At 49.5% G+C, this 24,515-nt stretch carries 12 protein-coding genes; 6 read left to right on the forward strand and 6 right to left on the reverse strand.

Annotation, left to right across the window (positions count from 1 at the left end; all coding sequences use genetic code 11):
* Positions 1–5: 5 nt before the first annotated feature.
* The 3 genes from BMW65_RS17930 to BMW65_RS17940 all read left to right on the forward strand — a co-directional run bounded on the left by BMW65_RS17930 (position 6) and on the right by BMW65_RS17940 (position 2,602).
* Entirely contained in the window at positions 6–767 is a 762-nt protein-coding gene (locus BMW65_RS17930) for a glucosamine-6-phosphate deaminase (RefSeq protein WP_090607466.1), read from the forward strand.
* Positions 768–877: 110 nt separating this feature from the next.
* The gene (locus tag BMW65_RS17935; RefSeq protein WP_090607468.1) at positions 878–2,380 is read left to right on the forward strand and encodes an MFS transporter; all 1,503 of its coding nucleotides are present in this window, start codon (positions 878–880) and stop codon (positions 2,378–2,380) included.
* A 3-nt stretch (positions 2,381–2,383) separates the two neighbouring features.
* A complete protein-coding gene (locus BMW65_RS17940) occupies positions 2,384–2,602 on the forward strand; it encodes a DUF6814 family protein (protein ID WP_090607469.1) in 219 nt (72 codons plus the stop codon).
* A gap of 8 nt (positions 2,603–2,610) precedes the next feature.
* On the opposite strand, the gene sov is transcribed toward BMW65_RS17940, so the two are convergent.
* The 4 genes from sov to dacB form a co-directional block, all read right to left on the reverse strand.
* The gene (gene sov, locus BMW65_RS17945; protein WP_090607471.1) at positions 2,611–9,612 is read right to left on the reverse strand and encodes a T9SS outer membrane translocon Sov/SprA; all 7,002 of its coding nucleotides are present in this window, start codon (positions 9,610–9,612) and stop codon (positions 2,611–2,613) included.
* Between the two features lie 95 nt (positions 9,613–9,707).
* Positions 9,708–10,289 (reverse strand): Holliday junction branch migration protein RuvA, encoded by a 582-nt coding sequence (gene ruvA / locus BMW65_RS17950; RefSeq protein ID WP_090607472.1) that lies wholly within the window; start codon positions 10,287–10,289, stop codon positions 9,708–9,710.
* 9 nt (positions 10,290–10,298) lie between these two features.
* On the reverse strand, positions 10,299–12,587 hold the full coding sequence (locus BMW65_RS17955) for an NADP-dependent malic enzyme (RefSeq protein WP_090607474.1): 2,289 nt from the start codon (positions 12,585–12,587) through the stop codon (positions 10,299–10,301).
* A 102-nt stretch (positions 12,588–12,689) separates the two neighbouring features.
* A complete protein-coding gene (gene dacB, locus BMW65_RS17960) occupies positions 12,690–14,108 on the reverse strand; it encodes a D-alanyl-D-alanine carboxypeptidase/D-alanyl-D-alanine endopeptidase (protein ID WP_090607476.1) in 1,419 nt (472 codons plus the stop codon).
* A 104-nt stretch (positions 14,109–14,212) separates the two neighbouring features.
* On the opposite strand from dacB, the gene BMW65_RS17965 reads away from it, so the two are divergent.
* Positions 14,213–15,745 carry a GH3 family acyl-acid amido synthetase gene (locus BMW65_RS17965; RefSeq protein WP_245747680.1) on the forward strand — a complete coding sequence of 511 codons (1,533 nt, stop codon included), beginning with the start codon at positions 14,213–14,215 and terminating at the stop codon, positions 15,743–15,745.
* Here the strand turns inward: BMW65_RS17965 and BMW65_RS17970 are convergent.
* Positions 15,742–16,446, reverse strand: coding sequence for a hypothetical protein (locus tag BMW65_RS17970; RefSeq protein ID WP_090607479.1), 705 nt, complete (start codon positions 16,444–16,446; stop codon positions 15,742–15,744). The two genes, BMW65_RS17965 and BMW65_RS17970, sit on opposite strands and share 4 nt — an antisense overlap.
* 143 nt (positions 16,447–16,589) lie before the next feature.
* On the opposite strand from BMW65_RS17970, the gene BMW65_RS17975 reads away from it, so the two are divergent.
* Positions 16,590–18,368: an aminopeptidase P family protein gene (locus BMW65_RS17975; RefSeq protein WP_090607481.1), complete on the forward strand. Its 1,779-nt coding sequence runs from the start codon at positions 16,590–16,592 to the stop codon at positions 18,366–18,368.
* A 322-nt stretch (positions 18,369–18,690) separates the two neighbouring features.
* Here BMW65_RS17975 and BMW65_RS17980 read toward each other — a convergent pair whose 3' ends face one another.
* Positions 18,691–21,213 (reverse strand): family 20 glycosylhydrolase, encoded by a 2,523-nt coding sequence (locus BMW65_RS17980; protein WP_177181200.1) that lies wholly within the window; start codon positions 21,211–21,213, stop codon positions 18,691–18,693.
* 215 nt (positions 21,214–21,428) lie between these two features.
* Here BMW65_RS17980 and BMW65_RS17985 point away from each other — a divergent pair, with 215 nt between their 5' ends.
* Complete coding sequence (locus BMW65_RS17985) at positions 21,429–24,497, forward strand: SusC/RagA family TonB-linked outer membrane protein (RefSeq protein ID WP_090607483.1); 3,069 nt, start codon at positions 21,429–21,431, stop codon at positions 24,495–24,497.
* Positions 24,498–24,515 lie beyond the last annotated feature (18 nt).

The raw sequence follows: 24,515 nt of genomic DNA on the forward strand, positions 1-24,515 counted from the left end.
ACGAAATGACAATAAATAAAATTGATTCGTTGACCATCGCGAGGTTTGACGACCGCCCGTCACTGGGAAGGGCAGCCGCTGCTGCTGTGGCCGCCAATATGCATGAGCTCCTCGATCAGCGGCGGGAGTCTGTAAACGTCGTTTTTGCCGCGGCTCCTTCCCAAAACGAATTTTTGGCAGCCCTTGTTCTGGATAAAAGGGTGGATTGGAGCCGTGTGAATGCTTTTCATATGGACGAATACATCGGTCTGCCGATAGCTGCATCCCAGCGCTTCGGCAACTTTCTGAAAGAACGGCTGTTTGCGAAACTGCCTTTCCGGTCAGTCAATTACCTGGATGGAAATGCTACCGATCCCCAAAGGGAATGCCAGCGGTATACCGATTTGCTGAAGCAATACCCGACCGACATCGCCTGCATGGGAATCGGGGAAAATGGCCATATTGCTTTTAATGATCCGCATATTGCGGATTTTAATGACCCAGCTTGGGTCAAGATTGTTGACCTGGATTTGGCGTGTCGGCAACAGCAGGTAAATGATGGCTGTTTCAAGGCATTGGAGGAGGTGCCAACGTATGCCTTGACGCTGACGGTGCCGGCATTAATGGCCGCGCAGTATGTCTATTGCATGGTGCCCGGTATCAATAAGGCCCCGGCAGTATACCATACCTTAAATGAGGAAATCACAGCCGCACACCCAGCTACTGTTTTAAGAGAACACCCGAGGGCTGTATTGTTTCTTGATGCCGACAGTGCGTCAGCACTGTGACGCAAAGTTTTTGGTATTTCTAAATGGAAATTCAACAATAGTGATTACTTTAGTGCCACAGTCGACCCGGCAGTGGGCGCTATTAACCAATTTGGAAATACTGCTAATTTATGCAAGAAACGATAACTGTTGTTGCGTCTTCCGACAAGAAAAACCTATGGAAAGTTATTGGCGCATCTTCCTTGGGCACGTTGATCGAATGGTATGATTTTTATATTTTCGGTAGTTTGGCCATCGTCATCTCCACCAAGTTTTTTCCGCCGGACAACCCCACGGCAGCTTTTCTTTCCACGCTAGCCACATTTGCTGCGGGATTTGTGGTACGGCCGTTTGGGGCCTTGTTTTTTGGAAGATTGGGCGATATCATTGGCCGTAAGTACACCTTTATGGTCACCCTATTGGTCATGGGGCTGGCTACGTGTGCCATCGGGCTGGTACCGGGGTATGAGACCATCGGGTTTGCCGCCCCCATTCTGGTGCTGGTACTGCGGCTATTGCAGGGGTTGGCCCTCGGGGGTGAATACGGTGGCGCGGCTACCTATGTGGCTGAGCATTCGGAACCGCATAAGCGGGGCTTCCGTACCTCGTGGATACAGACAACCGCCACGTTTGGGTTGTTCATCTCCTTGGCTGTCATTATGCTGACCAAAAGCAGCATGTCTGCCGAGGCATTTGACGATTGGGGCTGGCGGGTGCCTTTCCTGATTTCATCGCTTATGGTGGTGGTGTCCTATTTCATTCGCCGGAATATGGACGAATCCCCGCTATTCAAGAAGGCCAAGAACGAGGGAAAAACGTCCAGCAATCCGCTCAAGGAGTCCTTTGGCAAAAAGTATAATTTCAAATTTGTGCTGCTTGCCCTATTCGGGGCAACCATGGGACAGGGAGTCATTTGGTATACCGGACAATTCTATGCCCTGTCTTTCCTGCAGAATGTTTGCCATGTGGACTTTGACCAGACAAACTTCATCATCGGCGCCGCGCTTTTGGCAGGCACGGGATTTTTTGTCGTATTCGGATGGCTTTCTGACAAAATCGGACGCAAACCGATCATGTTAGCGGGTATGCTGCTGGCTATCCTGACTTATCGGCCCATCTATGACCGGATTTACCAGCTCACCGATGTGACGAACAAGCACGAACTGGTAGACCAACAGCGGATAGCGGAAGAAACTGTCGTCAAAATGTATGACGATGGCAGTACGGCCACATTGACTAAGACCGGTGATACCATCAAGCAAACCGTACGCGTGGGAGCAGGGACATTTTTTTCGATAGCATTGTTGGTGTTTATTCAGGTGCTCTATGTGACGATGGTCTACGGCCCGATAGCGGCCTTTCTGGTAGAGATGTTTCCCGTACGGATTCGCTACACATCCATGTCGCTGCCTTACCACATCGGCAATGGGATATTCGGCGGCTTGCTTCCTGCGGTGGCCACCTACCTCGTGACGAAAGCGCAAGTGGCCAATGCAGCAGTTGTGCAAACATCGGCAGCAATCCCGCACGACAGACCTTACCTGGCAGGGCTATGGTATCCTATTATCATTGCTGGCGTTAGCTTTGTGATTGGATTGTGCTACCTCAAGAATAAAAACCAAAATGTCCAATAAGCTATGAATACGGTCAAACGAGTTTTAGGTGTAGTTTGGATCATCCTTGGATTAGCCGCTGGTTATTATTTGATTGGAAGCCAAGCTATCCCACAATTTACCAGCGGTAAGTCGGAAGACTTAGTACCTGCTATTATCTATACGTTTATCTTGATGCCAATCATCACGGGCGGGCTCTGCATATTCGGATGGTATGCACTGCAGGGTGAGTATGATGATTGAACGGGAGATTACTGCAACATCAACCGCAGGTTAAAGCCAAAATTGGTATACGACGTAGCGAACGTCTGGGAAGTATAGGGGCGTACAGCGTTGCTGTCAAAGAATACCCGGATATTGAACCGCTGGTTGATCACATAATCCACTGACGGGCGGTAGGAGATGCTTTTGTTGCCGGCGGATACTTCCGATTCGTTGACATCCGATCGGTACACCAATGTTTTGAGGTCGTTAATAGCAACATCCAACCGGAAATTCAGGTCATTATTCATTTTGAAGTTGTTGAACCATCCGAAGGGCATCTGGAAACCAGTGGCCCGGTAGCCTGCGCCCAATATGAAGGACTGGTCGCTCAGCATGGCGAGTTGGCTGTTTTGCAGGCTGAGGTTCAGTGTACGGGCTCTGCGATATTCGGCGTTGGCGGTGAGGTTGTTTCTAAACCGTGCGTCAAGGCCGAGTAAGGGTACAAACTGTTCGAAAATAGATACCTGCTGAAACTGGAATTCGGGCAGGAAATTGTCATTGACATCCCGTTCGGAAGGGAAACCATTGGTTTCATTGTACCGTATCAAGGAGTTATATCCATTGATTGAATAGCGCGTATTATAGCCATGGCGAAGCGTGAGTGAGGTAAGCACTTCACTGAACAGCGGAAGCTTGCCCAATCCGTTATAAGTGACATTCCAGTTGGGAATCGGAATTTCGGGAAAACTTCCCAGCTTCACGCGCCCGGCATCTTGGCCGCGGTATGCTGCAAGGAATGCATTGACCACGACATCTTGGGCCGTGTTGCCGTAGCCATCGGCAAAACCATCGTTTTCACCGGAAGAGTTGGGGTTCAACTGGCCAAGCCGCTGTGATACCGCCTGACGGTTGCGTTCAAACTCCCGGAAGAGTGCTTCGTGGTCTTTGAAAGCGGTGCCTATGGCCAGGTAGGAGATGCTGTAATTGCCGGTAGTGACCGGGGTCAGGCTTTGGAAGGCATTGTCTTGTGCCGAATACTGGAACGAGGTGGTGTAATTCCGGTTATTGAGCTTTACGGCCGTCAGCTCGATATTCAGATCGCGGAGCGGTTCGAGTATGGCCCGTATGGAGATATCTTCCGTCAATGACGTCATGTAAAGCTGGGTTTGCAGCGTATCCGTCGTAATCCATCCGTTTACGGCGGCCCGTTCGCGGATGTCGCGCTGGCTACCGAAGAGAAAGCCCCATCCGGGAGCATTGTGATCAAAGTCGTACCCCAGCATATTGGTCTTCGGCAGGTATCCGGGCAGGAAGGTGTTTTGTACCCTTGTATAAGCCGCGTTCACGTTTTTGATACTGGTAAGCAGGCCGGTGAAAAATGCTGCCGCACCGCTGGCATCCAGCCCGCTATTGTTGCGGATAAAGCCAAACTTGTTGTAGAGTCCCGCCATATTGAGTGTGGGGTTTACCTGGATATTCCGTGAGTTTTGGATGCTGTTGCCCATGCTGATATCCGCACTCCGCATCGATAGAAGGGGCTCTGTCTGCCAGTTGAACTGTGTACCATAACGTGCATCCACATTTACCCAATCCAGTCCCGGCAGCTTATTGATAGGCAGCGTATAGGTAATGTTCATCATGTGGCTGTAGTCCGTGGTACGGCCTAGTCGCCAGAAGTTCTCCCAGAGGGTATCGCGCTTTAACCCATTCAGGCGCCCATCCGGCTCGTCTACGATGGCATAGTTGGTGGCATTGAAGTCAAGTTTCAACGATTTGGAGAGGTTCCAACTGATGCCATAGATGCGATTCATCGTGAAATTCTTGTTGTATAAGGTGCCCATGGCTGGCAGGAAATTGTCTGCCGAATTGTTTACCCGTAAGGTATTTTCGTTGTATATCCGGTTGACATCGATACGGAAGTTGAGCAGCGACGGCATCAGATTGAAGTTGAAATCGCTGAGGATGCCCAAGTGCCTATTCTTGATGAATTTCTTAAAAGGCTCGAATGTCAGATCGTCGTTGGCGTTGAAGGTATAATCCAGTGCGGCACGGTAGTTTTTCTGAAGGGCTACTTCCGTCAGGTAATCGCGGTGGTAATTTTGCGAATATGCGTAGGTAGCGCTGAAATTTTCGATATTCCATGGACGTACGGGCTTGTCGATGTCGGTGCGTACCTTGCGTACGTTGGTGAGGTTAAAACTTCTGCGGGTGGTAAAGTCCTGGGTTACACGGAGCAACGAATCGCGCTGGTTGCGTGAAAGATTGGCCAGCGCGCTATTGAGCTCGATATCGGGCATCAACGGGTTATATTCCGGTGTGCCCACCTGCCGGGTATAGCTGAAAAAGAGCGGAATACGTATGCCATAGTCTACGGGAAAAAACTTGCCAAGTTCGGCATTGGTGACCAGGTCGAGGTACACATCATCACTACGGCTACGTTCGCCAATCCGCTGTTCAATGGAGCCGAAGCCAACAGTACTCTTACTTCCGGATACCGTAATATTCGCAAAATCGGCCAATTGCGCGTTCATTCTGGCGGTGGCCGCCCAGCCGCCTTTATTGTCAAAGTCTGTAAGCCGCATTTCGTTAAACCAGAATAATCCCGATTTGTCGAGTCCGTCGTCATTGCCTGTACTCACATCCGTGCCACGCAGGGGATTCATCACGCCAAGCATATAGAAGCGCACTTTGCTGATATCGGGTTGTCCGATGATGGTCACACGGTTTTCACCGTCGAAGAAGGTAAAGGGTACGTCCACAGGCCAAGGCTGGCCATTAAGCGTAGCCCGGTTACGAGCTTGTTTGGCATCCTGGAAGATGCTGATACGGATATTCATCCGGTTTTCCTGGGGCCATATAAGCTCGGCATCATTGGTGCCGGGTGGGGTGATTTTCAGCGGGGCGTCATATTGATAGTAATTGTACTGATCGTCGGTACCTACCCGTATAAAAGCCCTGAAATCGCCATCGCGCAGGTATTGTCCCTCAGCATGGATAAACATTTCCAAACGGCCATATGCCCGGAAGTCATTGGTCGCTGTGCGGTATGCGGCACGGCCGTAGCCATCCCGGAGGTTTTTGACATCCAGCGATAACGACTGCTCATTGAGCTGTACATTATTGTTGAGGTTGCCCCAGTCTAGCTGGCGTTCGATGCCGGGCGGCACCACGTAGGGGATGGGTTGCCGGTTGCCATTCTGCTCAATGTTAAATGCCGCCACTTCAACGGTTGAGTTGTCCAAGGGTACATTGCCCATGCTGGGGTCTGCAATGACCTTAGCATTATTATTTTCTGCATTGTACCTGCGCCATTCACCCCTTACCAATTGCACTTGTGCAAGGCGCACCACTGCAGTATCGGCAAAATCGGTCATAAACATGCGGACGAAACGGATGGATTTGAAATCCCGTACATTGCCCACACGTTCTTGGTATTGGGCGAGTGGTATACGGAATTGATACCATCTTACTTGTTCCGTGCGACCGTTGGCCAGCACCACTTCGGTGGTATGCATGTCAGCAATGTAATTTTGGCCTACCTGCATATCCTGTGGCCGGAGCGATATCCGGTATTGATAGTATTCTTCCGCTTCGTTCATGTTGTTGTCCCGGTTGATATCTTCACCGTCTGGAAGGAGCGTAGATGCGGAGGTCTCTACGCCAACTGATTGCTCGGGTGTCCGTGAATTTCCTTCGGGGCCATTGAAGCGCTCATAACGTTTCAGGATACCAGCATTCTGGTTGTCGAGCTCGGGGCCCCGGAAATATTGGAAGTTGTCGCCCGAAGGATCATTGGCCAGTTCTTGGGAGGCTGTAGGATTGAGCAGGCCTTGCATTTGGGATAGGAAATCGCCATGGAAACCGCGTTCGTCCACATCATCGAGGCCGTCCAGTCCGATATCCTGACGGGCACGCGCTACGGGATCATTATCAAAAGCTTGGATGACTGGCTGATTGCGGGGTACCCTTCCCCAATTGGTTTCGTCAATCTGCGAGAGGTCTCCCGAAGGCGACATGCCGTTTTCCATTGCCTTACGCCCATCTTTCAGGATATCTTCAGAAATATTGCCGAGGTTGAAATACAGATCCCCTCCCCTCGATTCTGGATTGGTGAGAAAGGGATCCATCATCCACAACTCGATGAATTCGATATTCTGTGCCTCGAAGTCGGGCGCATCTATCCTGCGGAACATCCCGCCCCAACGGCTGCGCGGATTGGCGAGCGTGCCATCCGGATTGAGACCCGTCCGGGCATAATTATAAGGACCACGGATAGTGGGGTAGAAGGCGAGGTCCAACGTTGACAGGAAAAGCGGCAAGCCCGTGGTAGACTCCCGGTAGGGAAATACTTCCTGTTCGAGCACTTCCCGCACGCGATGCTGCGATAGTTCGGTGCTATTGATGTTGCTGGGCGTGAGGTTGATGTTGCGGTAAAATATCGGATCGATGTTGTAGAAAGCCAACCGTGCACGGTTGAAACCGTATTGCAAATCGTCTAGTTGCTGGGACTCCGGAAAAAGCTGTGGCGTGCCCGAAAGCTGCCAGTTATAAGCCCCTTTGAGGTCGACAAACGAACGGCTGTTTTCAAAATCATCAATATAGGTGATACCGCTCTGCGTACCGGCAAAGTTCAATGCCCGTGGATGTCCGGGTAGCAACTGGGCAAATTCGCCATAGAATGAGATAGACGAAGGTTCCTTGGTATCCAAAAAAGGAATTTTATCGACCATACGGGTGAGCCAGCGTGAGGGCGAATTGTACGTGACATCCAATCCCCACATGGTATTGGAGATGGGTTCCTCACCGATGTTTACCTTTTGGGTGAGCGGCCTTTCGGTTAGGTTCATGATGGTACCGCCAAGTTGCAAGTTGTCATTGACCAGGTAGTCAAGCCTACCGCCCACCATCGTGCGCTGTTGCAGGCCGAATAGCTGATTGTTTTCCATCTTGATGCGGATAGGCTGGCCCGATTGCAGCAAGGCCTGGTTGAGGATACGTACCCTTCCGATGTCATAGTCGACGATGAAATCCACCCCTTCCTGAAGTGGCGCCGGACCTGCGAATACCTGCACGGATCCGCGGGGTACGTTGATGGCACCGAGTTGAAATTCAGTGCCTACCTCCGATTCGTAGGACCCCTTGATGAGGTATCGGTTTTGATTGGGAAAATACTGCTGAGCGAGTACTTTGGTGGAGTCATACAGGGCTTGGTAGGTATACTTGTCGATCAATACCTGTTCGGCGCCGGGGGTAAATTGGCTGGCCAGATCGCTGCCGAAAGGTTCTACCAGCGGAAACATGACGCGGCCCCGCTCGGGATCGATGGTGATGCCGGAAAGAAAATCAAAGAAGCCATCCGGCTGCTGAGCATTCTGCGGGTTGAGCCTATCGAGCCCGGTGAGCTGTATCCATAGTTTGTTTTGGGTGTTTTGCCCTTCATACATGACGGGGCGCTCAACACCGCTTTCATCTTCGATGCGGAAGATATTGAACCTGAAGTTGGTTTGACCTACACCATATGCACCGATGGAATAGATGTTTTTCATCATGAGATCCCATATCGGCAGGTTGGTCTTCAGAATTTCATTCTTCAATAGCTTAGCTACCAGCATCTGCGGTTGCGAAGGACTTACCGGCACGTCTGTTGAAAATTCGCCCACTTGGTATTCCCGTCCCCCAGCGGTGTAGCGGTAAGACACGGCGAGTATCTGGTCGTTGTTGAGGGGCATATTGAGCGAGATGAAACCCAACCGTCGGTTTACGGTGTATTCGGTGCCCTCGCGTAGCTTGCGGGCATAAGTGAGCTTGGCGTAGTTGTCATTGGCACCGCTGCCCTGGAAAAACTGTTGCACTTCATTGGACTGCGTGTAGCGCGCACCATCAGGTAGCACCTGCAACAGCGTGTTGGAATAAAATTGGGCAGGCTCGCCCGGAATGCCGGTGGAAGGGTAGCGCGTGTTGCCCTGGCTGACGAGCATCGTATTATACGGTTGGTATTCGCCCAAGTCCATCAGTGCCAACACATCTCGGGAATCGTCTACGGAATTGCTGCGGTTGCTTATCCAGACTTCGATCTGCGTGATATTGACATCCGTAGTGAGGATGGGAGCCAGGGCCATCGCCCGGTTAAAATTGTCCCTGAAATAATGTGCGAGGAAATAGTGCTGATTGTCCTCGTATTCGTCGGCTTTCAGTGCAAACTCACTTTCCTGCGCGCCGTTTTTGATAGTGATTTCCCGCTGTTGCGACCGCTGTTGGGAGAAGATACCCGTCACGTTCAGCCGCCCGAATTGCAATTGGGTTTTGAGTCCGAACAGCGCCTGTGTGCCACTAATTAAGGTGGTATTGAGCGGCATGCTCACGTTGCCCAGTTCTATCCGCTTGATGATGTCGTCGTCCTTTCCCGTGTAATCCAGGCGAATCTGGTTTTCAAAATCAAATTGCGCCTCGGTATTGTAATTGGTGGTCAGCTTCAGGCGATCCCCGATTTGTCCGGTGAGGTTCATCTGGATACGCTGGTCGAAGTCAAACCCCCATTGCCTACGCTGCCGTTCGTTGAACATCGGGTTAGCATTCTTATTGTGCTGCGCCATGATACTGATATCGGCGCTGCCGCGTGGGATGATATCGATGGTGTTGCCTCCGAAAATCTTCTCGAACGCCTCGCTTTGCACATAAATCGTCGGTATAAGACGATCCTGGCGGTAATCCGTCAGCTGCTTATCCGATAGCTCACGCCAGTAGCTGCGTTTCAGCAGTTGGCTTTCATATTGCTGGTATTCGTCTATGGTGAGGTATTGTGGGGGACGGTAGAGGCGGCTTCCCAATTTTTCACGGACGATGTACTGGCGGGTTACCGGATCGAAAATAATTTCGCGGCTGATGTTGGAAGGCACACCGAGATCAAGCGGCCTTTTTTTTTGATACAGATTGAGGAAAGGAAGATCGCGGAGCGGATACCGGAGTTTGATGCTATCCTGCTTCAATGAATCAACAGGCGTCTGCGCGGTGATATTTCCCACGATGGCCAACAAAGACAGCAAAAGCATCAAAAAAAAGCGAGGCGGTATCGTTCTTTTCAAGTAAGATTCTTTTAAATAGCTGAGATGATGTTCTTTTCCGTTGCCAATTTATATAAAATTCCTTATAATTTTTTCAGTGCTTCCTTGATAAGTGCCTCCACGGTCAGGTCGGGATTTTCCCGCAAGATGCCTGTCAATATTTTTTCTGCCTGCGTGCGCACAAATCCGAGCATGACCAGCGCGCTGAGCGCTTCATCGGGTACACTTTGTTGGCTATACGTCGTAGTCAGTGCGTCGGGTCCCTGCTTTTTGAGCTTGTCCTGCAACTCCAATACCATGCGCTGAGCTGTTTTAGGCCCTATCCCTTTGATGCGTTGAATGAGCGGCACGTTGCCGTGGATGATGGCAGCTTGAATTTCTTCCGGCGTAATGGATGAAAGAATCATCCTACCCGTGTTGGGGCCGATACCGGAGACGGAGATGAGGTGTTCAAACAAGCGTCGTTCGCGCTCTTCCGCAAATCCGTAAAGCGTATGGGCGTCTTCACGCACTTGGAAGCTGATATAGAGCTTGCATTGTTCCTGGTCTTTGATTTGCGAATAGGTATGCAAGGAAATATGCACGTGATACCCGATTCCGCCGACATCGAGTATCACGTGTGTTGGCGCTTTGTAAGCCAATTTGCCGTTTAGGTATTCGTACATGCCGCAATATTATTTCTTTTTGCGGGAAATGGGCTCCCGTGATTGCACATCAACCACGGCGATGGTCACCATGTTGACGATCTCGCGCACCGAGCTATCCAATTGCAACACATGCACAGGTTTATTCATGCCCAGCAAGATGGGGCCTACGGCCTCCGCACTGCCGATTTCCTGAAGCAATTTATAAGCAATATTACCCGATTCCAGGTTGGGGAATACCAGTGTATTAGCTGGACTGCCATTTAATGCACTGAACGGGAAGTTGGAAGCGAGCAGGTCGCTGTTCACGGCAAAGTTGGCCTGCATCTCACCATCCACCAAAACATCGGGGTATTGCTCATGCAGGATGCGTACCGCTTCACGTACCTTGAGGGGCACGTCTCCGTCGTTCGAGCCGAAGTTGGAGTAAGAAAGCAACGCGATGCGGGGCGATATATTCATCTTCTTGACAGCGTCATGGAGCAACAAGGTGATAGCGACCAGTTCTTCGGCAGAAGGATTAGCATTGACGGTGGTATCACCAAAAAATACAGGCCCTTTTGCTGTAAGCATCATATACATGCCTGCAATCTTGCTGCCCGGCTGGTTGCCGATGACGTGGAGCGCTGGTCTGATGGTGTTCCCGTAATTTTTGGTAAGCCCCGATATGAGGGTGTCGGCTTCTCCAAATTGCACCATGCTGGCACCGAAGTAGTTCCTGTCCAACATGAGTTTTTGGGCATCCAGGTAGGAGACGCCCCTGCGCTGGCGTTTGGTATACAGAAAGTCTACGTATTTCAGGAAGCGAGGATTTGCTTTCTCTTCCAGGGGATCGATGATAGTGACCTCTCCCAATTCCAGCAGGTTTTCGTTGATAAGTTGTTGTATTTTTTGCCTATTGCCCAATAGGATAGGAATGGCGATGCCTTCGTCTTTTACAATCTGGGCGGCACGGAGTGTCTTGTAGTTATCGGCTTCGGCAAAGACTACCCGTTTGGGGTTGCGTTTGGCGGCTTCGCTGAGGTTACGCATGATGCGATCATCCTGTCCTAAGCGTTGGCGCAATTCTTCGGCATATTTGTCCCAATCGGTAATTGGGTTCCGTGCGACACCTGAATCCATGGCTGCCTTGGCTACCGCCGGGGCCACCTCGGTAATGAGCCGTGGATCTGTAGGTTTAGGGATGATGTATTCTGGTCCGAACTTTAGGTTTTGCGTATTGTATGCTTGGTTTACCGCTTCGGGTACGGGTCTTTTGGCCAATTCGGCAATTGCCCTTACTGCGGCTATTTTCATTTCCTCATTGATGGTGGTTGCCCGCACATCCAATGCGCCCCGGAAAATATAGGGGAATCCCAGGACGTTGTTCACCTGATTGGGATAGTCGGAGCGACCGGTGGCCATAATGACATCTTTGCGGGTTTCGATGGCCAGGGGATATTCGATTTCCGGATCGGGATTGGCCATGGCGAATACGATGGGATTTTTAGCCATGCTTTTGAGCATCTCGGGCGTCACCACATCAGCCACAGATAGGCCGATGAATACATCGGCACCTTTGAGGGCCTCTTCCAGCGTATCGATACTTTGTACGGTAGCAAATTCAGCCTTCGTTGCATCCAGGTTTGGGCGGTCGTGACGGATACATCCCTTGCTATCAAGCATCACGATGTTTTCCTTGCGGGCGCCTAACGCTACGTACATACGTGTGCAGGAGATTGCTGCCGCACCGGCACCGTTGACTACGATTTTGACCTTTTCGAGTTTCTTTTTCTGCAAGATGCATGCATTGAGGAGTGCCGCACCAGAGATGATGGCTGTACCATGTTGATCGTCATGCATGACAGGAATGCTCATCTCTGCCTTGAGCCTGCGTTCGATTTCAAAACATTCAGGAGCTTTGATGTCTTCCAGGTTGACACCGCCGAAGGTAGGTTCCAAGCACTTGACAATGCGCACAAATTCATCGACATCTTTGGTATCCAGTTCGATGTCAAACACGTCGATGTCTGCAAAAATCTTAAATAGCAATCCCTTGCCTTCCATGACGGGCTTGCCGGCTTCAGGACCGATGTCTCCAAGCCCCAGTACGGCTGTGCCGTTGCTGATGACCGCTACCAGATTACCCTTTGCTGTGTACTTGTATGCATCTTCCTTGTTTTCAGCTATTCGCAGGCAGGGCTCAGCCACGCCCGGAGAGTAAGCTAATGATAAATCACGTTGTGATTGCGTCGGTTTTGTGGGTACAACGGCGATTTTGCCTGGCCTTCCTTTTGAATGATAGTCCAAGGCATCTTGCTTTCGATTCGTTTTGCTCATTTCTTATTTTGGTTTATGCAGCAGCAATCCAGTGCAAAGGTAATACTTTATGGAAGAAGAAAGATAAAAAGAACAAAGAACAAGGATGAAAAGAAAAAGCGCTCATTTAAGTGTATCCAACAACTTAAACATCCGTTGCCGCATCGGGGTTGCGGTGCCCTGGTAATTATTGACGAGGAGCGCGAAAACCAAAGGGGTGCCGTCTTTGGATGTCTGATAACCTACATAACCCAATACGCCACCAATGGTGCCGCTTTTCATTTTCATGCCATTGTACACGGGAAGGCTTTCAAAAAAACTGGCGAACCAGGGTTCCTGTTTTGCAAATGCAAGGATACGAACCAAAGCATGGGTGGTCACACGATTTTCAGGGGAAAGGCCGCTGCCATCCATGATTTTAAGTTCCCCGGCCGGGATACCCAATTTGGCTGTCCAGAATTTCTGTAGCATTTCCGCGGCGTCACGGGTATCGGTCTTGCCGTCTGTCTTGGCAGCCACAGCTTTTAATAGCGCCTCGCCATAAAGGTTGATGCTTTTTTGGTTAAACCAATAGACCAATTCACCAAGCGCAGGTGATCGATGACTATGCAGTATGGAACCGCCGCTGGGGACTTCACTCCCGGCAAGGAGCAGTAAATGTGTGGTAGCAGGTGTGCTGGTCTGCTGGATACCTGCCTGTTCCAATTTGCGGTGCAGCTGATAGGCAGCATCATAAGCGCCATCGGGGAGGGCGATATAAATCGTCTTTTTGAGGTCAATACCATATGAACCCCGGAGGTATATGCGGGATGAATACGGAGCGGAAAACGCATATACATGGTCGCCTGTTCCCCGGTTTCCGGTAGTGGTTTCATTGATGAGTTGCAGATAGGCAATGTCGGCGGTCGTATTGGCAATGCGGGTAAGGGCATCGGGTGTGGGGCCGGCGATGAAATTAATACCCACTGCGTTTTCACGCCAGTTGAGTGCGGATATGCCTGCGCCATAGTAATTACCCATATCCTGCCACGTCCAGCCGCCCGGCGCCGTATGGCCATTGTATTGCCGGTCATCGGCGATGATCATGCCATCGATACTACGGATACCCGCGGCTTGTATAGCCCGTATCCATGCGGATAGCAAGAGGGTGTCTGTTGTTTGGGGAAAACGGTCGCTGCCAAGTGAGGGATCGCCGCTACCATGGATGATGATATCACCTTTCAGGGTGCCGGAGGCATCGATTTGGCCGGTATACGACAAGGTCGTCTCGAAGGTGTAAGCTGGGCCGAGGACATGATACGCTGCCGCGGAGGTGAGGGTTTTGAGTGTAGACGCGGGGGCCATGCCCACTTGTTCGTTTTTAGCAAAGATCACTTGGCCGGTCTTGGCATTGATGACGGTGAACGAGGCCACGCCATTAGCCAGGCTTTCATGCGTTTCAAATGCACGGAAAGCGGCAGCAATTTTAGCGGGCAACGTTTGGGCGTGGGCGTGGAGTGCGAGTATAAAAGCAACAAAGGATGTGAGTAATGTTCGTTTCATCAGCAGCAGTCAATTTTCAGCGCTAAAATAGCCAAAAAATGCATGAAAATAAATGAGCCAACAAAAAGTCAGTTGTACTGTTTTCTTACAACAAGCGGAGGAAAATGACAATGGCTATCATTGGTGAATTAATTAAGCGAGCAATTGACGTGACGGGTTACATAAGTAACGACCCATTACCAGCAAAAGCACAGCGGAATGTATTGTTGCACTTGCTGGATAACGCCAAACACACGGCATTTGGTAAGGTGTATCACTTTGAAGCGATTCTTGCTAGCGATGATCCAGTCAAGGCCTTTCAGCAGGCTGTCCCGATTTATGACTATGACAAATTATATGCAGCATGGTGGCATTACCTACGTGAAGGCCACCAGAATGTGACATGGCCCGGCGGACAACGTTATTTTGCATTGAGCAGCGGTACCACGACCAATAGCAAGGCTATCCCGGTGACAGATGACATGTTGGATGCAGTTAAGCGATCAGGCATCCAACAGATCATGAGCCTCAAGAATTTTGATTTGCCGGGCGATTTCTTTGAAAGGCAAATCATGATGCTGGGCAGCAGTACGGCATTGACGTCCAATGGTGAATTTCTCGAAGGCGAAATCAGCGGAATCAGCGCAGCGAATATTCCGCTTTGGTTCAGGCAATTTTATAAGCCCGGTGCGCGTATCGCTGCTACGAAAAACTGGGATGAACGGGTGCGAAAAATTGCCAAATATGCGCCGAGGTGGGACATCGGCAGCATGACCGGCATCCCTTCCTGGTCGGAATTGTTGCTTAAGGAAATCATCCGCTACAATAAAGCCGACACGATACACGATATTTGGCCCAACCTCCAAGTATATACCTCCGGCGGCGTGGCATTCGAACCTTATAGGAAAAGTTTCGAAACCTTGGTGGCCAAGCCGCTTACCTACATCGATACGTACCTCGCTTCAGAAGGGTACTTGGCTACACAAAAACGACCGGATACCCAGTCCATGGCATTGATTGTAGACAACGGTGTATTTTTTGAGTTTGTCCCGTTTACGGAAGAAAACATGGACGAACAGGGATGTGTGAGACAAGACGCCGAGGTACTGACGCTTGAAGATGCGCAGCCTAATGTCCAGTATGTACTGCTGATTTCTACCGTGGCGGGTGCGTGGCGATACATGATAGGGGATACGGTGATGATCACGGATATCGATAGGGCGGAGATCATCATTACGGGCCGAACCAAACATTTTTTGAATGTGGTGGGCGAACAACTTTCAGTACATCAGATGAATACCGCCATGAAAAGACTGGGCGAGCAATTTGATGCGGAAGTGCTGGAGTTTACCGTGGCAGCTGTCCGAAAAGGGGAAAACTATATCAATAAATGGTATCTTGGAACAAACAAAGCCATGGAACCGGCAACCGTTACCTCTTTTTTGGACCGCGAACTGGCAGGAAACAATAAAAACTATCAGGTAGCTCGCAACAAAGCCTTGAAAGGGGTGGAGGTTGAGATCGTGCCGGCGGATGTCTTCTATCAATGGAGTAAGGCGACAAAAAAGATGGGTGGGCAGGCGAAGATACCTCGTGTGATGAAAGAAGAAGAGTTCAGGGAGTTTGAAGCCTTTGTTGAAAACTTATCCCGTGTTTAACCCCCGCTTCGCAACTCCATATCGGCTTCGCGCACCACTTCTTCCTCTTCCTGAAGTATTTCTTCTTTTTTGTGTTCATTTTCTTTTTCCAGTTCGGCTACCAGCTCAACAATGTCGTCGGGCGAGAGGTATAAGCTTGCAATTTTGTCTTTATAGGCTTGAGGCAATTCCGTGTGGTCCAGAATAAACGATTTGGTGGCCAGCAGGTATCTGCCCATTCCACGGTTGACTGCAAAAGCATCTGCTATACGTTCGGCTTTGCGGATGTATTTTTTTGATAGCCAATACGAAAGTCCGAATCCCATGATTCTCCATGTACTCTTACCTTCGTAATCCATAATGTGGCCGAGTTCATGGCCTATCCAGCCGACCATCACACTGTCAGGAATTTGACGGATAGTTTCAAAACTGTGCTCAAGTTTGAAAACCGGATTGATCAAAATGTCATATATGCGGTTTTTACGCTTTTTGAACAACGATCCCGGTACAGGCCGGGCTGCCATGATTGAGCCTTTCAGTTTTCGGGTGAAGGTAAAGCGGATCTGGGTGCCTTTCAATTCCGGATAATGGGATAAAGCAATCAATACCTGCTTTTCAATAACAGCGGGGATTACCTTATTGCATTTGTAGGCGAGCAATTCCTTTTGAATAATATGCTGGGTAAAAGGTGTAGAAAGTAGTGCAAATAATATAAAACTCATATGTTAAGAACGTGCAGCCGATATAAAGGTTTGCAACAAGGATGTAACATTCCGTATAAAATACTGTTGCTAAGCGAATACCCCACCCGGGATCTGCGTACCGGAAAGTTTTGTAACTTGCATCCCTCAAAATGTAAAGGAACATGACCCATATGGAAAAACTGGCCGCTATCCGCGGCCTGATGAGACAGCAACATATCGATGCGTATATCATTCCCTCGTCCGACCCGCACATCAGTGAGTACCTGCCCGATCGCTACAAGTGCATGGCTTGGGCCTCGGGGTTTACAGGTTCTGCTGGCACACTGGCCATTACGCAGGAATTTGCCGGATTATGGACGGACTCCCGGTATTTCGTTCAGGCTGCTGAACAATTGTCGGGCAGCGGATACGAATTGGTCAAACTGGTCGTGCAGCATGCCCCCGAATATGCCGATTGGCTGGCCGAACAGCTTCCAAAAGGAGCCGTGGTGGCATTCGATGGTATGCTGGCCTCGGTAGCGTTGGCCAACACCGTGCAAGATAAATTGATGCCCGCAGGGATACTCGTGAAAGGAGAGGTGGATCTGCTGACACCGCTTTGGGAGGATCGTCCGGCATTGCCTACTGCGCCGGCCTACCTATTGGATGTGGCCGTGACCGGCGAATCAACCATAACCAAGCTGCAACGCCTGCGCCAGGAGATGGCGCGGCTGCGGGTGAATGCCCACCTGATTTCATCGCTGGACGATCTGGCTTGGCTTTTCAACATCCGGGGTAGTGATGTGTCATGTAATCCCGTGGTTTTGGGCTTTGCGCTGATAACGGCCACTGCGGCCACGTTGTTTATCGACAATACGAAGCTAATGGCCGCCGACCGGGCCGCATTGGAGGCTGCAGGCGTAGTGCTGGCGGACTATGAATCGGTGGAAACTGCATTGCGCAATCTGGACGGAGGCAATGCGTTGCTCATCGACACCAAACGCACCTGCTTTGCCATGCGTAGCCGGGTGCCGGATGCGGTCACCGTCATCGCGCAGACGAATCCTACTACCTCGTTCAAGGCGATAAAAAATGAGGTTGAAATCGCCCATACTCGCGAGACAATGATTCACGATGGTGTGGCCCTCACCCGGTTTTTCAAATGGCTGGAAGAAACCATTGGCCGGGAGCCTATCTCGGAGATTTCCCTGGCTATGCAGTTGCGCCAGTTTCGTGCAGCACAGGAAGGGTTCGTCGGGGAGAGTTTTGATACCATAGCAGGATATAAGGCACACGGTGCGTTGCCACACTACAAGGCTACGCCTACAAGCAACAGCACGTTACAACCGGATGGCTTGTTGCTGGTCGACTCCGGCGGGCAATACCGTACAGGCACCACAGATATCACCCGCGTCATATCGTTGGGTCATGTTACAGACGCGGAGCGGACGGATTATACGTTGGTGCTGCGGGGCATGATTGAAGGGGCGGCGACCTTATTCCCCAAAGGTACACGCGGATACCAAATCGACGCTATCACACGCAAACCATTATGGGATCATCTGCGCAATTATGGGCATGGCACTGGGCATGGCGTTGGTTTTTTCCTGAATGTACATGAAGGGCCGCACACGTTTAATGCGGCAGCCATCGATGTGCCAATCGAGTCGGGCATGATCACTTCCATCGAACCGGGGTTGTACCGTGAAGGCGAGTATGGCATCCGCATTGAAAATCTCGTGTTGAGCATCACTCATCAGAATACCTTGTTTGGTTCCTTTATGGCTTTCGAGACGATGACATTATGCTACATCGATACGCAGCTCATTGACAAGTCATTGCTTGATGCCAAGCATGTCAATTGGTTGAATAGCTACCACGCAACGGTATATGAAAGGCTTGCACCTTATTTGGATGAACAGGAACGACTATGGCTGGCCGATAAAACAGCCATCATCTAACGGCACCACAAGACATAAAAATGGAAGAGCCGATTACCAGGGCGGTAATCGGCATCTTCCTACCTATTAAAACAAACCAAAATCTTATCGATCTATCAAGACCTATATATCGTCAAAACATCAATTTTTATGTCGTACGCAGTTTCCATCAAGGATATGCTGAATCTTCAGGGTCTGTGATGGGAAACCTCTTTATTTTATCGGTTGACCGTTGATGCAAACATACAATAAAATTTAAATATCCATCGTTAAAAAATGTTAAATTGTTTTTTGCATGGATTGGAGGCGTTTTTTAAAGATATCGCTCCAATTAACCGGCCGTTTATAAATTATTGACTACTATCATCCTACTGGAACGGGCTGTCTTCTTGTGGAATGCCTTAAACCGGTAGATTCCTTTTTCCTTCAATGGCCCTTTGACTTCCTTATCTGTGATTGACGGAATACCTCCGTTGACAGTATAATGTATCGTCAACGCTTCAGATTCCGTATTTGCGTGAATGTGGTTGTTGTCGATTTTGATGCCCGGCGCAGGTATGCGATAAAGAATCGCTTTCCAATACCGATCAAAACGGGGCAACTCATCGTGCCATAAAATAGCATTAAACCGGCTCCAGGCATCGTTGTATTGCGTTTCGAATGCTTCGTTCGGGGCCGTAGCCCATGCAGGCTGCGGAGCCCACGCCCGCTCGGCAAACGCAATCAGTTTTGGATACAGCATATAATCAAAATTGTCTTTATTGATGAGGGTCTCCGACCACAGCGCACACTGCAATCCGTTGATGTGCTTTAGTCCTTCCGAATTCAGTCTTATCTTATCGCGCAGGGAGGCGGAATCGATGGGATGATCCATATCATCACGCAAGAACGTACGGTAATAATTCTCCGGAACAAATCCGAATATTTTTTCAGGGCTGACATATCCACCCCAATACATGCCCGGTTCATAAAAACTTCTGGTCGATGCCAAATCAAGATACATGTGAGTCACATTTGACAATACGATGTCAAATCCTTGATTCGCCAGCCGATAAGCAAGATCCTCCGCCCCTGTGCCGTATACATTGTTCCACACATCCAGCAGGTATCCGTTTTTCCGGAGTGCAGGTACAATTTCCATTTTCTTACGCCCATTGACATCTATGCGTTTCATGCCGATTTCTTCCCATCCTTGCATCCGGATATCTTTCTTGGCCAGAATCCCGCCTACGCGGCCATAGAAATATTCCCAAAGATCGTCTGCGGTGTCAAATGAACGGTTGTCGGCCAGAAAACGTCGTACAGCTGCTGACCGTTCCCATACACCTGCGGGTACTTCGTCTCCGCCCATGTGGATAATCCGGAGCTCCGCTCCGGCATCCTGGTACATCAATGCTAATTCCGTTATTACCTTCTCGACAAAATGATAGCTGGACTCCAGTGCCGGATTGATGGCGTCGTCATTCCAGCCTTGTACGGTGCGGTATACCGACTGATCCCCTACATCGTTAAGCAGGTATTCCATTGCTTTGCTGGTATCCGAATTTAGGTATTTGCGGTATCGGTGCTCCATCGATTTGATAGCAGCACGTGCGTGCCCCGGTGTTTCCAATTCTGGGATGACGGTGATAAAGCGGTCTTTTGCGTAGGTGAGGATATCGATGAAATCCTTCCGGGTATAAAACCCGCTGCCTCGCGTTGAGGCCGAATCCGGCCCCGATCCGTGCGACGGTGGGAGGTAATCTTGCTGTGCGGTGGTATGCCCCCGATATCCACCAAAATCGGTGAGCTCCGGCAATCCAGGGATCGCCAGCCGCCATCCTTCATCGTCGTTGAAATGAAAGTGCAAGGTGTTGATTTTATAGGCCGCCATCATATCCAACACTTCCAGCAGTTTTTCTTTCGGTAAATAATTGCGCGCAACATCCAGCATCACTGATCGATGCTTAAAGCGGGGTTTGTCATCCACTTCCAGGCCAGGCAGCACGCATTTACCATCACGATAATGATCCAGAATCAATCGCTTCAGTGTCTGTATGCCGTAAAACATTCCCGAAGCAGTACCCGCAGTGATTTCGATACCGGTATTTTCGATTCGGAGCTGGTAGGCTTCTTCTTCCAGATTCCAGTACTTCAGCTTGATGCCACCCTTGGTTGGGTCGCTGATCACGTGAAGATTAAGATTGGTATATTTCTTTATTTCATCAATCAAGTAGCTGGCTTGCCCCATGAATGGATTGTCTGCAATGATATAAAGACCGTCCGTAAGTGTATAGTATTGCTCATTGGATTTAATCGCCTTTGGAGAAGGTAAGAGCTGATCTTCCGGTTTGATTGGTATATTGGCTGCCAGCCGTTGGTTGCTTTCGTAAATTTCCTCAGCCAGCGCATTTTCAGGCAAAACGATATGGTCATAAAGCGGGTTTTCGTTGATGAACGGATAATATTGATCCGGTTTATCGTCATAAACCAAGTAGAAGCCGGTAGGAAAATCGGAGATATTCCGCAGCCGTGCTTGCCGGATGGGTATGGTGAGGCTATCCGCATCCTGCTGCAGGCTGAAATGGGCAGTAGGTTCTATGTAGTTTAAGTCTCCATTGACATGGACAATATTGAACTGGTCAGCATCCGTGCTGTCTACCTGGGGTTTTTTATATGAATTGAAATAGAGTTTCCAATTTTTCTTGTTTAAATCATGTTCCCGCGAAAGGTGGAAGCTGACATAACAAACCGGTACCAACTGTTGGCTGGCATCCGTGCGAATTTCTACGTTGTACGTCAAGCCGTGCTGTGCTCGTTCTTTTGTCGTACAGCCAAAAAAAATAACGGTAAAGATGAATAGGATAATCGGTGCGTTTGTTTTCATATTGGAGGCAAAGTTAATTGACCGTTTTGAAAGCCTTTTTTCCATATTCCTGAAAAATTGGCCTGTAGTCCACCTTGGTTTTCGGATAAATGGACAAAAAATACGGACTATAGGAATTTTACTTGAGACTTAGGTCGATAAATTTGTACTTCATTGTTGGTATGGAACCAACAAAATCCTAAATTCCAAATGTACTTAATGTAAATTGAACAACTATGGTAAATTGTAAACCCAAGTTTATCCGATTGACAAGCCTACTATTGTTGCTATGGATGGGAAATAGCTTATTGGTAAGCGCCCAGACACAAATCAACATTTCCGGCACTGTCATCGATGAAAACGGAACCTTGCTTAGTGACGTCAATGTAGGCGTAACAGGTGGGTCGACGCTAACCAAATCAACAGAAACGGGTACGTTCACGCTCGTGGTTCCGGCAAACAGTTCGCTGGTGTTTTCGCGGGTGGGCTATGCCCGGCAAACGTATCAAACCGGTGACGCCTCAGTCAACGCACTTACCATCACGCTGCAAAGCGAACAAGAGACATTAGATGAAGTCGTGGTGGTGGGCTATGGTACGCGTGACAGGAGCCTTTTTGCGGGTGCTGCGGTTTCGTTAGACGCAGAAGATTTAAATAGGTCTTCCATCTCCGTGGCAAACATGCTTCAGGGAAGGGCCGCGGGTGTGCAGGTAAGCCAGAATAATGGTACACCAGGCGCTAGCTTATCTATCCGTATCCGGGGTACAAACTCGATTAACGCAGACAGTGAGCCGCTATATGTCATCGATGGCTTCCCGTCGTCGGAAGGCATCGGAATGACGATAAAACCGGAAGATATCGAAAGTATTACCATCCTGAAAGACGCAGCTTCGACATCCATCTATGGTGCGCGTGGTGCAAACGGTGTGGTGTTGATCACGACCAAAAAGGGTACCGATAAAAGAAGCAGTTTGAACATCAACAGCTCCGTCGGATACCAGCGTATCATTGATCGCTACAATTTGTTAGGTTCATATGACTATGCATTGCGGCGTAACCGGATATCCGAACAAAACGGCGTAATACCGCCTTATTCGGAAGGTCGATTGGATTCATTGCAGGCAGGGATATTAGGTACCGATTGGCAAAACGAAGTTTTTCAGGTTGGCCATGTCAATGACCATTCGCTCAATTTTATCGGTGGAACCGACAGAACCGGCGTATATACCTCTTTTGATTACCTCAATCAAGAAGGAGTCGTCACCCATTCCAAGTACTCCCGGATTGGGGCGCGTATCAATGTGGACCATCGTGTCAGCGATCAGTTCACGCTTTCAGGCCGTGTATTTGGAAACTATGGGATACAAAACGATCTTCCATTGGCACCTTCAACCATCAACGGTTTTCTGAAGCAGGTGCTGCATGCCAATCCGGCATCCACATTTGACTCGGGAGTATCCGCACGCCTCGATGCACAGAATCCATTACATTTTATAGAAGCGGAAGACCGGGAGAATACCAGCTACCGTACCAATGGGTATTTTTCCATGAAATATGAGCCCATCCACAACCTCTTTTTGCAGGCGGATTTCGGGGCCGACATCAATAAAACAGAACAATTTTATTTCGCACCTTCCACTGTACCCAATGCATCGGCAACCAACGGAAGGGGTTCTATCATTTCTTTTGATTCCAAGGAACTTATTTTCAACCCTACAGCGCGCTATAACCGCACCTTTGCAAAACACAATATCGGTTTATTGGCTGGTTATAATTACCAGACCTATCTGTATTTTGAATACGGTACTACTGCTACAAACTTCAGCAGCGACAACCTGGGGTACAACAACCTGGGTACGGCCCAGAATTTTAGCAGCTACTCAGCCCGTAACCGTACCAATCGTGCGAGCTGGTTTGGCCGTGTCGACTATGACTACGATACGCGTTACAGTCTGACGGCGACCTATCGCATCGATGGTTCTTCGGTGTTTGGCAGGTCGAATAAGTTGGGCTATTTTCCATCGGTCGCTGCCGCGTGGAACGTGAAACATGAAAGCTTTGCAACCGATCTAACGTGGTTGTCGCAAGCCAAGCTACGGGCCAGCTACGGCCTCACCGGCAACGACCGGATCAGTCCGGGTATCTCCTTGGCTACCTATGCGAGCAACAATTCCACCCGGTATACGGAAGATGGCCTCACCTCGGTCAACGGGATAGCGGTAGTTAGGCTATCCAATCCCGATCTGAAATGGGAAAGCACCAAGGCGTTGGATTTGGGTGTCGAACTCGGGTTTGTCAATGACCGGATTGTTTTGGTGGCCGACTATTACGATAAGTATACGGATAATCTTTTGTTGGATAGAAACATATCGCCTTCTACGGGATTTATATTCCGGACGGGCAATGCCGGAGCGGTGTCCAATAAAGGGTGGGAATTTTCACTGCAAACCGTCAATGTGCGGAATGAGCATATTGAATGGAGCACATCCTTCAATTATTCCAATAACCGCAATCGCGTCCGCGAGTTGGGCAGCAATGATGCCGACATTTATGTTGGGTCGGTAAAACCTGACGGTGCTGCTAATTTCGAAGATCCCTTCATTATCCGGGTAGGGGAGCCGATCGGATCCATAAATGGATACCTTTATGATGGCATTCTGCTACCTGATGATCCAGCATTGACGACTACACACCCCAATGCCGAGGTCGGCGATCCGAAATATGTGGATGTCAACGGTGATGGAATACTCAACACGGAAGACCGGGTGATACTGGGAACGGGTGTGCCCACTTCCTTTTTTGGCATGACTAATAGTTTGCGTTACAAAGGGTTTGACCTGACCGTGGTACTCCAGGGCCAGGCCGGAGGTAAGCTGGTCAATGTGCAAAACCTGGACATGATGAATCCACTGACCACTGGAAATGTACTAGCTGAAACGGAAACGGATACCTGGACGCCGGATAATCCAGGTGGTACCCTACCCCAACGGGGTTTTTATGGTACGAGCCACGGTGGATGGGTGAATTCCCGGTTTGTAGAAAGTTCTGATTTCTTGCGCTTGAAAAACGTAACATTGGCTTATCAAATTCCATCCAAGCTGCTATCCAAAATCCGTGTTTCGCAATTACAGGTCTATGCCAATGCGCAAAACCTCCATACATGGACTTCCTATACGGGCTTGGATCCGGAAATTGGCAATTTGGCAACCAATGACCAACAAAATAGAAATGTGGGAAGAGGCCTTGATTTTAATGCCTATCCGCTTGCCAAAATGTATATCTTTGGTTTGAGGTTGACTTTTTAACTCCTATAAATTTAACAG

The sequence above is a fragment of the Parapedobacter koreensis genome (assembly GCF_900109365.1).
Classification (GTDB): domain Bacteria; phylum Bacteroidota; class Bacteroidia; order Sphingobacteriales; family Sphingobacteriaceae; genus Parapedobacter; species Parapedobacter koreensis.